The organism is Verrucomicrobiota bacterium (assembly GCA_016871535.1).
Classification (GTDB): domain Bacteria; phylum Verrucomicrobiota; class Verrucomicrobiia; order Limisphaerales; family SIBE01; genus VHCZ01.
The window spans coordinates 1-14,503 of record VHCZ01000160.1 but is presented as its reverse complement, the minus strand read 5'-3'; the positions used below and the strand labels follow the sequence as shown (position 1 = coordinate 14,503).

At 61.0% G+C, this 14,503-nt stretch carries 11 protein-coding genes; 7 read left to right on the top strand and 4 right to left on the bottom strand.

Features of this window, described 5'->3' with window-relative positions:
- Positions 1-791 precede the first annotated feature (791 nt).
- Together FJ398_18535 and FJ398_18530 are read right to left on the bottom strand one after the other, a co-directional pair.
- Positions 792-3,596 (bottom strand): DUF5117 domain-containing protein, encoded by a 2,805-nt coding sequence (locus FJ398_18535; protein MBM3839925.1) that lies wholly within the window; start codon positions 3,594-3,596, stop codon positions 792-794.
- Positions 3,597-4,023: 427 nt separating this feature from the next.
- Positions 4,024-4,305 carry a hypothetical protein gene (locus FJ398_18530; protein ID MBM3839924.1) on the bottom strand — a complete coding sequence of 94 codons (282 nt, stop codon included), beginning with the start codon at positions 4,303-4,305 and terminating at the stop codon, positions 4,024-4,026.
- A 114-nt stretch (positions 4,306-4,419) separates the two neighbouring features.
- On the opposite strand from FJ398_18530, the gene FJ398_18525 reads away from it, so the two are divergent.
- From FJ398_18525 to FJ398_18495, 7 genes are all read left to right on the top strand, one after another.
- Positions 4,420-4,938, top strand: a complete 519-nt coding sequence (locus FJ398_18525) for a hypothetical protein (protein ID MBM3839923.1) — start codon at positions 4,420-4,422, stop codon at positions 4,936-4,938.
- Between the two features lie 19 nt (positions 4,939-4,957).
- Positions 4,958-6,106 carry a DUF3106 domain-containing protein gene (locus FJ398_18520; protein ID MBM3839922.1) on the top strand — a complete coding sequence of 383 codons (1,149 nt, stop codon included), beginning with the start codon at positions 4,958-4,960 and terminating at the stop codon, positions 6,104-6,106.
- Between the two features lie 86 nt (positions 6,107-6,192).
- Positions 6,193-7,674 (top strand): acetylxylan esterase, encoded by a 1,482-nt coding sequence (locus FJ398_18515; GenBank protein ID MBM3839921.1) that lies wholly within the window; start codon positions 6,193-6,195, stop codon positions 7,672-7,674.
- A gap of 172 nt (positions 7,675-7,846) precedes the next feature.
- Positions 7,847-8,473, top strand: coding sequence for a Uma2 family endonuclease (locus FJ398_18510; protein MBM3839920.1), 627 nt, complete (start codon positions 7,847-7,849; stop codon positions 8,471-8,473).
- Positions 8,474-8,497: 24 nt separating this feature from the next.
- Entirely contained in the window at positions 8,498-9,301 is an 804-nt protein-coding gene (gene lgt / locus FJ398_18505; GenBank protein MBM3839919.1) for a prolipoprotein diacylglyceryl transferase, read from the top strand.
- Positions 9,302-9,426: 125 nt separating this feature from the next.
- Entirely contained in the window at positions 9,427-10,380 is a 954-nt protein-coding gene (locus FJ398_18500) for an RluA family pseudouridine synthase (GenBank protein ID MBM3839918.1), read from the top strand.
- 73 nt (positions 10,381-10,453) lie between these two features.
- Positions 10,454-10,963, top strand: coding sequence for a DUF456 domain-containing protein (locus FJ398_18495; protein MBM3839917.1), 510 nt, complete (start codon positions 10,454-10,456; stop codon positions 10,961-10,963).
- Positions 10,964-10,991: 28 nt separating this feature from the next.
- Here the strand turns inward: FJ398_18495 and FJ398_18490 are convergent, their stop codons facing one another.
- The gene (locus FJ398_18490) at positions 10,992-12,548 is read right to left on the bottom strand and encodes an aminotransferase class III-fold pyridoxal phosphate-dependent enzyme (protein MBM3839916.1); all 1,557 of its coding nucleotides are present in this window, start codon (positions 12,546-12,548) and stop codon (positions 10,992-10,994) included.
- 15 nt (positions 12,549-12,563) lie between these two features.
- Positions 12,564-13,871 carry an 8-amino-7-oxononanoate synthase gene (locus tag FJ398_18485; GenBank protein ID MBM3839915.1) on the bottom strand — a complete coding sequence of 436 codons (1,308 nt, stop codon included), beginning with the start codon at positions 13,869-13,871 and terminating at the stop codon, positions 12,564-12,566.
- Positions 13,872-14,503: the final 632 nt, after the last annotated feature.

Sequence of the window (14,503 nt, the reverse complement as noted above, 5' to 3'; positions counted from 1 at the left end):
TTTTGAAACCAAGCAGGCTTCCCATGCACTGTTCAGAGTTCAAAGTTCAATGTCTGACGTTGGACGTTGCCGGAGGAACATCGAACATCGAACACCGAACGCAGAACGTCGAACCAACGGCCCCGGCTCATGGAGCATTAACACGGTGATCGGACCAAGGGAACTTCCCTTGAACCGGACGGTAGGGCGAGCCTGTCCCCAGCGAGCCGAGTCGGACGTGTTCCACGCACGTCGAGCGACTCGCCGGGACGGACTCGCCCTACCAGGTTCATGGAGAGATCTGGAGAGAGGGGTTTCTTGGAAAAGCTAAACGGACGCACCTCCTCTCCCCAGCCCTCCCCTCCCTTCGGGAAGAGAGGGAGAAGACTTCGTTGACCGACAGTTTGAATCGCGCTCTGCCGCCTGCAGGCCGGCCCGGATTCCTGACACGGAACGCTCCTGATAAAGCGCAGTGAACTGCGCTTTATCAGGCGACGATTGGACCGGCCAAAACGCAATGAAATGGACCCCTAAGCTAAGTGGTCCATTTCATAAATACGCTCACGTTCGCGGCAAGGGATTTTTCGGCCAGACGAGGCGCGAGCGACGAGCATATCCCGAAGTGGATCTGTAAGGAGCAAGCAACGAAGTCTGGCGAAAAAGAACTGCCGCCCTTCGGGTTGCGCCCAATTTGGCCTGGGGCTGCGTTGCTCCTCGGTCACAGCCCCACTGGCGGGGGATGCTCGCTCGTCGCGCCTTGCCCCAGGCCAAATTGGGCGCAACGAACGTGAGCGTATTTACGAAACGGACCACTAAGGCTCGTTGGCCGTGTAGCTGGATTCCAGCACTTTGCCAATCCGCTGGCGGCATTCGATCAAATGCGCGCGGCTTGTGTCGTCGATCTTCAGATCGGACAGGTGCAGCTTCTTGTCGATGCATCCTTCGATTTCCTTGAGGTGCATTCGCGCCAGGCTTTTTGCGTCGGCCGGGACGGAGCTCGATCCGCCAATGATGATTATGTAGCCGTAGAGGTCCTCGAGCGGACTGCGACGGTTGCCCAGGACCATGCTAGCCAGCCGGCGCACGTGCTCGCGCTGGAGATTGCGGCGCACGGTCGAGAGCGACACTTCTTTCGTGTCCGAGCCGCTCGCCAGCTCGGACCACACGCCGTCGGTGATCGCGCGGAAAATCTCCGAGATCTTGATCGGATTGGCGCCTTCGTCAGACTGAAGTTCCTGGTTCATGATGCGGGAAAGGACGCTGCCGTCGAAGCACTGGTTCAGGACAATTCTTTGAATGCCAAGAATCCGGTCATAAATCGGGAATGTAATCCCGCTGCCGGAGAAGCTGTCGCTGCCCCAGTGGTACCAATGTTCCGTCGTCAAGCGCCGGAGCAACGAAGGCGAGAACTTGAACGCCTGATCGCTCAGAATCTTATCCACGAGCAATCGCAAAGCCTCCCGTTGCTTGCTGCCTGCCATCGGAACGATCGGATCGCGGCTCCGCTCTCCGCCCTTGAAGTCGCGGGAAAAGCTTTGCCCGCCGATGTAGGAAGCGGCCAGGTAAGCGGCGTTGCCGAACTGTCCGACCAGGACGGAAAAAGCGGAACGCAGCCGCGCCCAGGACTCACCGTCCTTGACCACTTTCTCATCGAGGTTCTTGAGCAAATCGGCGGCGAGCATCATGCGTTCTTGCCCGTAGCGCAACGGATCCGAGCCCAGGTCGTAGGTGTTGACGAGCGGATCGTCGCTCATCCAGAGGTCTTCGTCGGTGGCGTAGGTCAGGTCCGGATCCGGTGAGCGCGCGGCGATTTTCTTCAATTCGGCCGCCTCGTCGCCCTCGACTGGCTTGTAAGCATATTCGATGGCCCAGTAATCATACGGCCCAATGGTCGTCGAGGCGTAATCGCCCTGCTTTTTGCCTTTGGGCGCGATGTTGATGGGGTTGTAATCCATGACACTGCCCGTCATGCCTTTGGTTTGCGTGATGCTCGCATCATTGACCTGGTCGTTGCTGAGCATGCTGCTGGCTTTGAAGTTGTGCCGCAGTCCGAGCGAGTGGCCGACCTCGTGCATGACGACTTCCTTAATCGCCTGGCCCAGGAATTCCTCCGGCAACTTGCCGCCCGGATCGATTTTGCCCTGATCCGCCAGAGCCATCGCCGCCATGGCGAACTCATAACGCTTGCCCGTTGCGAACTGGCAACTGGCCAGTTTGCCCGGCCCCAACCGGCGGCTGAGCTGCATCTGAAGCGGGCTCAGGTCCGCCGGCACCAACTGCGGAATCTCCCGATCGTTATTCCCGAAAGCGCCTTTCAACTCCCAACGCCGGTGCGGCAAAGGGAACGGCAAGCCGAAGCCATGTTTGGCCGCCATCATCGGGCTGATCACCTCCGCCACCGCGAGCGGTTCCTGCGCCTCCTCGCCGGTCGGGACCGGGGTGCCGACCAAAAAGGCGTACTCGCGTTTCCAGATGCGAATCCAGCTCGCGTCGAAAATCACGTCGCCATCGATCATTTCTCCCGTGAGCGGATTCGAGCGGAGACCGGACATGGCGAACGTGTAGGGCGTGGTGATCCAGCGGAATGTGCAGTAATTGATGTCTTCGGGCTCGAAGTCCTCCCCATCCTGCTGCCAGCGCACGGCGAGGGCGTTGCGGAAACCGATTTTCTCGAAGGCTTTGTTCCATTCCAGAATGCCTTCTTCCACAAACGGACGGTATTCGTGCGGGACGGTGTTTTCGACCCACCAGACCACTTGTTTCCTCGGTGGAGACAGCTTGGCTCTCGGATCGGCCTTCTCCAGCCGCCAGCGATTGATGTAGCGCACGAAGGTCGTGTCTGGATCGTTCGAGCCGAAATCCCGCGTCGCATTCAGGAAATGTCCGACGCGCTGATCCGCCACCCGCGGCCGGTAGCCCGGATCGGGCAGACGCGCGAGCGTGTAATGAATGACCAGCGTGATCCCGCGCGGATCGACGATGCCGCTTTCGCCAAATCCGAAAAATCCGCGCCCCATGTACGTTGCTTCGACTTGCAATTCGACGTTGTTCGGGAAGGTCTTGATTTTGCTCCAGGTTGATCGGTTCCGGTCCAGCATGCCGATCCGCAAATCCGCGAAGTCGCTGAAGAAAATCTGGCTGAAATCGACGAGCGCGCCCTGTGTCATCGGATTGATCGTGATAATGGGCAGCGCCATCAGCACCGAGTCCGTGTAATTCTGCTGGACCGCCTTTTCCAGCGGCGATCCAGGCGTCGCGCGATAGTGAATATTTCGGCGGAGCACCTGAATTTTGTCATCGACCCGCCGGAAGACCAGAATCCATTCATCCCCGAAATTCAGCGGCGTGCCTGCTGAAGCCACACCGCGCGCAATGGCCATCGGCGCGATGATCGGTTGATTCAGGACCATGGGCTTGATCTCGCCGTAGAGCACTTCATTGGTTCGGTAGAGCGTGAACAAGCCGTCGTACTTGATCGTGTCGCGCGTCACATCCGCGAATTCCCGGAATTTGGACGGTGGCCGCGGCGGGAGGCTGGGCATAACGTTGGTCAGAATCACCGCCCCCGGAGGCGGCGAAGTTTGAGCGCGTCCCGTTCCGCTGGAAAAGGGGAGCATCAGGATGGCAAGGCCGCTCGTGATGCGCGCGGCGTTGCGACAGAAACCTCCGGTCGCGCCTTTGCGAGGAGACCGGGTTGGCGATGGAATTGGCCGCATGGCAGTTGCAAATCGCGGCTGAGTCTGAGGAGAGAACGTGGGAAAATTCATGGGCTTAATAGGAAGGTTTGGTTGAAAAATGCAAGCGGATTTGCGCCGGCAGTGGCCATGCTCATCTTGCCGGGAGCGCCGACATCCTTGTCGGCGAATTCCTGTTATCTTTCAGCAACCCGACACGGCGGCAGAGACGCCGGCACTCCCGGAGTCGCAAAATGAGAATCGCTGCGGCGGCAGACCGTCCCCTCAGTTAAGGTGGCGCGAAGATTTCCTGTCGAGCCAATGCCATCGAAGAAAAGGTCCGCAGGCTATAAGCCTCGCCCCACCCTCGTTAACCGAGGGGGTGCGCGGCGGCAGCAATTCTGCCCATGAACCAGACGGCAGGGTGAGCCTTGGGCGAGCCTGTCCCCAGCGAGCCGAGTCGGACGTGTTCCACGCACGTGGAGCGGCTCGCCGGGACGGACTCTACCGGGTTCATGGGCCGATTGCAGGAAACTTCCCATTTCTTCAGACCGTGGCCTTTAGGCCGCTTCAACGCTCGACCGCGGAGAGTGCGCTGAAGCAGCCTGAAGGCTGCGGTCCGCGCAGTTTTCGGTTCATGGGCGATGGGCATGGCCCTGAGACCAAGGGCGCTTGCTATGAAGCACGGCGCGAGCCTCGCCCCCTTCGCGAAGGGGCACTCACAGCGCAACTTTTCGGGCCGCTTGGTGATAAAAGAAAGACGATCATGCAAGGCACAGACAACAACGGATTACCCAAGCCGGGGCAGCGTCATCGCCCCGCCCATGAGGCTGAACACCGCCTTCCCCTGGATCAATCCCATCACGGCGACCACGCGGGTGCCTCGGAAGAGGAAGCCCGGCTCGATCACCTGCTGCGCCGCTTGCCGGACGCTCCCCTTTCCTCGAACTTCACCTCCCAGGTGCTCAACCTCGCGGCTCGGGAAGCTTCGGGTCGTACGCCGAGCGCATCACGGGCGCTTTGGCTTTCATTCACTGAAACCGTGTTGTCTTCGCGGTGGGCCGGCCGCCTGGCCATCGTATCTGTCATCGTCGCCGTGACGGCCTTGTCCGTTCATCAATATCAAGCCGCGGCGCGGCGGGAAGTGGCCCGGAGCGTGGCGGAAGTTTCACGCGTGGCTTCGCTGCCGATGGATGTGCTCATGAATTACGAGGCCATTCAGCGCCTTCGGGAAAATCCGAAGGATCGAGAACTGGACTTGGCGTTGCTCGCCGCGTTGAAGTAGCAGTCTTTCAGAACGAGCCATGCGTTTTATTCCGATTGCTCTGAGAGAAAATTCCGCGAGTGAACCGCGCTTTGAATTCCTGAAGCCACCCCCAGCCCCTCCCAGGAGGGGAGCTCTGTTGAATGCCGTCGTTGGCGGTTCCCCTCCTGGGAGGGGTAAGGAGTGGGTTCGCGGGGAAGGAATTCGGGCACGTTGTTCGGGCTGGGTGCTGGCCTGCCTCCTGATCTGCACGCTGGCTTCTGCTCAATCGCCACAGAACGCCGGCGGCGCAGCTCCAGTTGCTCCTCCGCTGGGCGATTCAAACCTTGACCCGGCCGCGGCTTCCCCGGTCGCCTATTTTCGCCAGTTGCTCGACATGCCGCCTGCCGAAGCGGCACAGTCCCTGGCCCAGAAACTCGAACCCAAACGAAAGGCACTGCAAGCGAAGCTCGACGAGTATCGGAAGCTCACGATCGAAGAGCGGGAAGCCCGGCTGCGCCTGGTCGAACTCTGGTATTATCTGCAGCCGCTCATCAGTCTCGCCCCCGCGGAACGGCCTGCGAAGCTGGCGGCGGTGCCCGTGGCGTCGCGGCCGTTCGTGGAAGAGCGGCTGAAATGGTGGGACCTGGTGCCGCAGGAACATCGGAAGCAGTTCCTCGAAAACGAGCTGGCCATCCAGTATTTCGTCCGCCTGGATTCGAGCACGCCCGCACAACGCGAACAGCTGGCGGGCAAATCGGCGGACGAGTGGAGGGCGCTGGAGGAAAAACTCCAGCAATGGAGCGCGCGTCCTCCGGAAGAGCGCGTCAAGATGTATCAGCATTTTCAGGATTTCTTCGAATTGCCGGAGAAGGAGCGGGACAGAACTTTGCACGCGCTCTCCGACGAGGAGCGGCAGAAGCTGCAAAGATCGCTCGAAGCTTTGGAGAGATTGCCGGCCCATCAGCGCGCCACTTGCATTGAGTCGTTCCGGAAATTCTCCAGCCTGTCCAAGGAAGAACGCGAACAGTTCCTCCATAACGTGGAGCGCTGGCAGGAAATGAGCCCGCGCGACCGCCAGAATTGGGTCAACCTGATCAATCTTCTTCCTCAATCCGGACCCGGACAAGCGCCACCGCGGTTGCCACCGGGCATGGGACAAACGACGCCCACCAAGCCCCCGCCCCAATTGCCAGGCCAAGGGCGTTGAGCTTCGCTCTCGGCTCTTTGTCGCTAACCCGGAGGGAAGGCTTGCGTAACTGGGTCGGCGCGGGTATGGACCACTGCAACCACCCTATGCATCCTCCTTCGCGATCGAAAACATCGTTCTCAACGGCGTTCGCGATTTGTCTCATCGCCGCCTTCTCCGCCGTCACGCCGCATGCAGAGCCCGCTTCGGCTCCCGGTCCGGGCGCACCGCCACCGCTGAACTGGACGACTCAGCAGGACCACCAAAACATGATGGAACAGTTGGGGATTACGCGCCTGCGGCCCGGTCCAAGCGGGCGGGCCAACGCCACCAACGCCGCGAACTACGATCCCGCCAAGGCCAATCCCTTTCCTGACCTGCCCGATCCGCTGACTTTGAAAAACGGTCAAAAGGTCACCACCGCGGAGACATGGTGGAAACAGCGCCGCCCGGAAATCGTTGAGGACTTCGAGCGCGGGGTCATTGGCCGCGTGCCGAGGAATGTCCCCAAAGTGACGTGGACAATCTCGACGCAAGCGGCGGACCGGGTCGTGGGCAAGATTCCTGTCTTTGCGCGGCAATTGGTCGGGCGCGCGGATAATTCCGGTTGTCCGTCCATCGAAGTCAACATCCAGATGACGCTGGTTACGCCGAAGGAGGCGAAAGGACCCGTGCCGGTCCTGATGATGTTTGGCGGCTTTGGCGGCGGTTTTCCGCGGCGGCCCGGCGAACCGGCGCCCACCAATCGGTTCAGCGCTTTTGGCGGCGGCACCTTCGCGGATCCACCTTCCACCGAGCAGTTGATCGCCGCGGGCTGGGGGTACGCGACCATCAGTCCGGCCAGCATTCAAGCGGACAACGGCGCGGGCCTGACCAAAGGGATCATCGGCCTGGTCAACAAAGGCCAGCCTCGCAAGCCGGACGATTGGGGATCGTTGCGCGCCTGGGCCTGGGGCGCCGCACGGGGGTTGGATTACCTGGAAACCGACCCGACCGTGGACGCCAAGAAGGTCGGCATTGAAGGGGTCTCGCGCTACGGCAAAGCGGCGCTGGTCGCGATGGCATTCGAACCGCGTTTCGCGATGGTGCTCGTCGGTTCTTCCGGCGAAGGCGGAGCCAAGTTGCATCGGCGCAATTTCGGCGAAGCGGTGGAAAATCTCACGGGATCGGGTGAATATCATTGGATGGCCGGGAACTTTCTGAAATACGGCGCCGCCGAATCTGTTTTCGGGAGCAAGAACGCCGGAGACATTCCGGTCGATGCCCACCAGTTGATCGCCTTGTGCGCGCCGCGCCTCACTTTCATCAGCTACGGCATCCCGGAACGCGGCGATGCCCTCTGGCTCGACCAACAGGGAAGCTATATGGCCACCGTGGCCGCCGGGCCGGTCTTCCGTCTTTTGGGGGCGCGGGATTTGGGAGTGACGGAGGACTATCGCACCGCACAAAAGCCGGAGGTGAACGCCGGCCTGCTCGACGGCGAACTGGCGTGGCGTCAGCACGACGGGGGGCACGAAGACCGCACCAACATGAAGCACTTCATTGCCTGGGCGAATAAGTTCATCAAGCACACGCTCTCGGCCAACTAAACACAACGTCATCAATTTTCTACTTATGGGTGGAAATCTATGACGTTGTGTTTAACAAGCGGTGCGCAAGGAGAAGCCCTGGCCATCCCGCATCCCCGCCATTTTGACTTTGACACCGGTTTGCCCTTGGAAAGCGAGCCGGCGCCGGGATATGCTTTCGCGTTCAAAACGTATGGCGGCGACGCAGAGTTCATATGTCAAAGCTGAAACCGGTCCTGGGCCGGCCGAGTTGCTGACCTACGAGCAGTTTCTGGCCTGGGTCGATGAAAACACTCATGTCGAGTGGGTGAGTGGAAAGGTGGTGCCGATGAGTCCAATTTCCCGGGAACATTCTGACCTGTTCAAGTTTCTGCTCAAAATTCTCCTCGCGTTTGTCGAGGAGCGTGGCCTTGGCGAAATCCACTGTGATCCCTTTCAAATGAAAACCGGTCCAGCGTTGCCTGGCCGTTCGCCTGACATTCCTTTCGTCGCCACGGAGAATCTAGATCGTCTCAAGACCAAGTTTCTGGATGGTCCCGCGGACCTGGCGATCGAAATCGTCAGCCCTGAAAGCCGCACCCGCGATCGAGGGGAGAAGTTTTATGAGTACGAGGAAGGCGGCGTGAAGGAATACTGGCTGATCGATCCGCAGCGCCAGAAAGCGGAATTCTATCATTTTGGCCCCGACGGCCCGATGGAAGTCTCTCGCGAGGGACTTTTCGAGAGCCTGGTTTTGTCTGGCTTCTGGCTAAAGGTGGACTGGATGTGGCAGAGGCCATGGCCAACCTTGCGCCAGGTGACGAAGGAGTGGGGACTGTGATTTAAGGTTTCGGTTTCCGCGCCTGTGCATCCGGTTGCCTTTCAAATCGGCGGATTCACCATCTATTGGTACGGCATTCTGGCCGCGGCGGGTTTTCTGGCCGGGTTCTGGGTGGCGGGACGCCGTGCGCTGCGGGAGGGCATCCGGTCCGAAGACGTCGTCGATCTGGCGCCGTGGCTCCTGGGCGGCACGCTCATTGGCGCGCGGGCGTGGTTTGTCATTTACTATTGGGACAGCGAATTCGCCGGAAAACCGTACTGGGAAGTCTTCATGATCCGGCGCAGCGGCCTGGTATTTTACGGCGGACTCCTCGGCGCTTCGCTGGCGACGATTATCTACGCGCGGCTGCGCAAGCTGCCGCTCTGGAAAATCGCGGACATTCTCGCGCCGAGCATTGCGCTGGGGCACGCGTTTGGCCGCGTGGGCTGCCTGATGACGGGCTGTTGTTACGGAAGCGCGACGTCCTTGCCCTGGGCCGTGCATTTTCCCAAAGATCATTGGTCGCGGGGCGACGGCGTGCATCCCACTCAGATTTACGAATCGATTTTGAACCTGGCTTTATTCGGCGCGTTGTCGTGGTTTTACCCGCGAAAGAAGTTCGACGGGCAAGTCTTCGGCGTTTATCTCGTGGCTTACGCCGTGCTGCGCGCTTTTGTCGAATTGTTTCGCGGCGATTACACGGCGCCGGAGCGTGTCGGATGGATCACGCCCGGCCAATGGGTCAGCGGCGGAATCTTGATCGTGGGTTTGTTCTTGCTCTGGAAGCTGCCTTCGCTGAGCCGCAAGAATTCAGCTCAACCGCGAAAGGACACCCATGGACACGAATGACGTCGTTTTCCCGGCAACTTTTTTCAGGCAGCGGCTTTGAACTTGAAACCTTAAACTTTGAACTCCCGGCGCGGTGGTGAAGCACCCGCATCCTGCGGTTGCGGAGTCAGCCGCGCCGGTCGCCCATGGAGACTGAAGGAAAACGGACGGCCTCTTTCATCGTCGAGCAAACGCTCCCGAACGAGCGGCTCGATGCCTTTTTGAGGACGCGCTTTCCCGCCGTCTCCCGAGTGACGCTCAAGAGGCTGATCGCGGATGGGGACATCCGAGTCAACGGCCAGCCGGCCAAGGCAACGCATCACCCGCGCCAGGGCGAGAAAATCGAGGTGCGCTGGCCGGAGCCCAAGCCATCCGAAATTGGCCCGGAGGAAATGCCGTTGGACATCCTGTATGAGGACGAGGATTTGCTCGTGTTGAACAAGCCGCCCGGCCTCGTGGTTCATCCCGCGGAGGGACACGAGAAACACACGCTGGTCAACGGGCTTTTGCACCATTGCCAGGGCCGGCTCAGCGGCATCGGCGGCGTCGCAAGGCCGGGGATCGTCCATCGGCTGGACAAAGACACGAGCGGCTGTCTGGTGGTCGCCAAGAACGATCCAGCGCACACCGGGCTGGCGAAACAGTTCGCCGAGCGCAGCATGGAAAAAGTTTACCACGCGTTGGTGTGCGGCGACCTTGCGGAACCGGCCGGCGAAATCCGCGCTGCCATCGCGCGGCATCCTTCGCACCGCAAGCGGATGGCCGTGACGGAAGGAAAGGGACGCGACGCCTGGACGAGTTACCGGGTGCTGGACAAACTGCGCTACGCGACGTGGGTCGAAGCCGTGTTGCACACGGGCCGCACCCACCAGATTCGCGTTCACTTTCATCATCTCGGCACGCCGCTGGTTGGCGACGCCACGTATGGCAGCCGGCAGAACGGGCGATTGAAAGAACTGGCGGGCTACGTGGCGCCGCGCCAGATGCTGCACGCGCGGACGTTGTCATTCGCGCATCCATGCACGGACGAGCCGTTGGCGTTCGAGGCGCCGTTGCCGCGAGATTTTTTGGACGCCCTGGCGGCGCTGCGGAAGGGTTAACCAGTATTCAGTGATCAGTTGTCAGTTGCCGGTTGTTACTGACCACTGATAACTGACAACTGACAACTGAAGAATGACCACCGAACAAATCATAGGCCTTCTCCTCGCCTTGCTCGTCATGCTGGTGGGACTGGGGGGAACGATGATCCCGGGTGTTCCGGGTGTGCCGCTGGTCCTGCTGGCGGCGGGAGCGCACCGACTTTGGTTTGGCGACGCAGGCGTCAGCAATGCCGTGTTGGTTATTCTGACGCTCCTGACGTTGGTTTCGCTCGGAGTCGATTATCTGGCCAGCGTCCTGGGCGCACGAAAACTGGGGGCGACCTGGCGGGGCGTTTTGGGGGCCGTGCTGGGCGCGACGGTGGGAATTTTCTTCGCCATCCCGGGCGTGATCATCGGACCATTCGTCGGAGCGGTCGCGTTTGAAATGCTGGGCGGGCGCGAGTGGAAAGAAGCGACTCGGGCCGGCGTGGGCGCCCTGGTTGGCGTGTTCGTGGGGGTACTGGGGAAGGTCGTTTGCTGCGCGGTGATGATCGGGTTGTTTGCAGTCAGTGTCGTGGCCCGTTCGGCGGCGTCTCCTCTGTAATCCTTCCGGGGCAGGCTGGAAGCCTGCCCTACTTTGCCAGCACTTCGCGGATGGATTCTTGCAAGGTCCAAACCATGCGCGCGGCTTGTTCATCCGTCGCGCAGTAAGGCGGCATCAGGACGATGACGTCTCCAATGGGCCGCGTCAGAACGCCGCGCCGCGCCATGGCTTCGCAAACGCGCGCGCCCACGCGCTGGCGCAAATCGAACGGCTTCCGCGTCCGCCAATCTTGCACCAACTCAATGCCCGCGATCAGGCCGACCTGCCGGAGGTCACCAACGTGAGGCGAAAGCCAGAGCGCCGGCAAGGAAATCTCCAAAGTCCGCTGCAATTCCAATCGCCGGCGAATCGACGTGGGGGATTGGAGGATCTTGAGACTGGCCAGGGCCGCGGCCGCGCCAAGCTGGTTGCCCGTATAGCTGTGTCCGTGGAAGAACGTCTTGAACTCTTCGTACTCGCCGAGAAACGCCTCGAACACTTCTCGCGTCGTCAGGGTGGCCGCCATCGGGAGATATCCGCCGGTCATGCCCTTGGCCAACGCCAGGAAATCCGGCTGCACGCCTTCGTGATGACAGGCAAACAACGTAGGGCAGGCATCCTGCCTGCCCAATTGTGCAGTCTGAGAATTCCTCTTCCCGAGACTCCCCCCACGGCAATGCGCGGAATCGGGTTGGGTCAAGCTGGAAGCCTGACCTGCTCTGCCAAACCCCGTCATAACCTCATCGGCAATCAACTGCGTCCCGTGTGCCCTGACAATTTCCGCGACCCGCCTGAGCCATCCGGCCGGTTGCGGAATCATCCCGGCGGCGCCTTGGATGAGCGGTTCGATCACCATGGCCGCATATGGATCTCCTCGCCGTTTCCGTTTCGCGAACTTCTGCTCGACTTGTTCCACGCATTCCCAGTTGCACTTCCGATGCGCCCGCGCATCGGCGCGTTCCGGTTTCGCGCGATTGAACGGACAGCGATAGCAATACGGCGCCATCACGGAATCGGTCTTGAACGTGAGTCTTCCGTAAGCGCGGTGAAACAAATCGATATTTCCGAGGCTGACCGCGCCAACTGTGTCGCCGTGGTATGCGCCGCGTAGCGAAAGGAACTTCGGCGAACGCACGCCTTGGGCCCGCCGGGCAAATTCGTAAGCCAGTTTTAACGCGACCTCCATCGCCGTCGCCCCGTCGTCCGAGAAGAAAACGCGTCCTAATTGCGGATTGCGGATTGCGGATTCCGGATTGCTTGCCCGTGTGACGCTCTGGTTAGATTCCGCACTCCGCACTCCGCACTCCGCACTCTGAACCAGCTTTTCCGCCAGCAGCGATGCCGGCTCATTGGCCAGCCCCAGCGCGGACGAGTGCGCAATCTTCGCGAGCTGCTTCCCAATGGCCGCGTTGATCGCGGGATGGTTGTGGCCGTGAAGATTGGTCCAGATCGACGCGTTGGCGTCGAGATACTCTTTCCCGCGCGCGTCCCGAAGCACCGCGCCGTCGCCGGAGACGATCACGATCGGCTCGCGCTTGAGCCAGTCGCGCATCTGGGTGAACGGATGCCAGACGTAAGCGCGGTCCAGGCGAGCCAGCTTGTGCATTGAGGATTTCAAATTTCAGATTTGAGATTTGAGATTAGAAAGAGTTGCCAGCAAACGCGACGCCTCTTCGGCCGTGTGACTGGCGGTCAACGTCAGCCGCAACTGCGCCTGGCCGCGCCGAACGGTCGGATAACGAATCGCCGGGACGTAGATTCCTGCGGCCAGCAGAGCGCGGGAAATCTCGACGGCCTTGGCTTCATCACCGATCAAGACGGGAATGATGGCGCTGGCGTGCGGTTTCTTGGTGTTCTCCGGGGTTGTCCCCCCTCTCCCAGCGGGAGAGGGGGGGGGTGAGAGAGAAGCGCCGGGACTTTCCAATGGCGCTGGATGGGAGGAAAGCGTTGGGCAAACCTTCTTCCGGATTCCCGCTATCTGCCCCACCCTCTCCCAGAGCTGCCGGCAGCGAGCATCTCCGTCGTGCGATTGCACGACTTGAATCGCTGCCGTGGCCGCCGCCGACCCGCCGGGCGCCGGGGCGGTTGAAAAGATGAAGGTCCGCGCCCGATTCACGAGATAATCGATCAGAACCCGCGCGCCGCAAATATAACCGCCCGCGACTCCGAGTGCCTTGCCGAGCGTGCCCATTTGAATTTCAACGCGGTCGGCGACACCGAAATCTTCAATCAATCCCCGGCGATGAGCGCCATAAAGCCCGGTCGCGTGCGCTTCATCGACCATCAGCCAGGCGCCGTATTTTTCCTTGAGTTCAACGATGCGATCGAGCGGGGCGTGGCCGCCGTCCATCGAAAACACGCTCTCGGTGGCGATGAGGATGTGCGGGCGGCGAGCGGCGGGGTTCTGGGCGTTGCGGCGGTCAGCCCACTTCAGGATGCGTTCAAGATCGTCGAGGTCGTTGTGCGCGAAGACACGCAGTTTGGCGCCGCACAATTTCGCCGCATCCACGATGCAGGCATGGACTTGTTTGTCGATGACCATTACATCGTCCTTTTCCAGAAGAGCGCAAATGACCCCCATCGCCGTGGCGTAGCCGGAGGAGAAGATCAACGCGGCTTCGCATGCTTTGAAAGAAGCGAGGGCGCCTTCCAGTTCGTGGTGGGGCGCAAGCGAACCGCAAATCAGCCGCGCCGCCCCCGCGCCGGCGCCGAATTTCTCAGTCGCGCGCATGGCGGCCTCCTTGAGGCGAGGATCGTTGGCCAGGCCCAGATAGTCGTTGGAAGAAAAGTTCAGCAAAGACCGGCCCTGGATTTCGATGTGCGTGGATTGCGGCGAGTCCACGCGGCGGAGTTCGCGAAACAGGCTTTGCGCGCGCAGCAAACCCAGCCGCCGTTGCAGCTCGTCGTTGAAACCCTGCCTCTGAGTCACAACTGAAAGTGGGAGATGGGGAGCACGCGCGCCCCCGCGTGTCCCGACCGGCGCCTCGCCGGTCGGAGCGTCGTTGAAACCGTCTCATTAAAGAGTGACTGTTCAGTGCGAACGAATGGGGTCGGCGGGGGCGCCGACCCCAGCACGCGAGGGCGCGTGCGCTCCCCATCTGCCAAGGTGCCCGACGGTGTGGGTTCCCGGCGCGGTTCGTTTTCAATCGCCCCCCGCGCCGGCGCCGCCGCCGGACTCCGAAAGGGATCGAAACCGCCGCGCATGCAGCAACACCCAGAAAACAGAGCCAGCGCAACCAGGGTGAGGGCGAGCCGCGCCAAGAGCGCCCGCCAACTTCGCATGAACCGACTCCTCGGACCGTGGCCTTTAGGCCGCTTCAACGCTCGACCCCGGAGAGTGCGCCGAAGCAGCCTAAGGGTCTGTGCAAAAATAAATTCCGGTTTTGCTGGAGGTGATTTCGCTTTCTGGCGAGGCGCGACGAAGGAGCATAGCCAGAGCTCTGCGACTGAGAGCGTGTCCGAAAATTGCGCGGGGTCCTGCGGCGAGGGATTTTGGCTGTGGCCAAGGCGGCGAGGTCCGAGCATCCCCAACGCGGGCTGTAAGGACCGAGCCAACGCAGG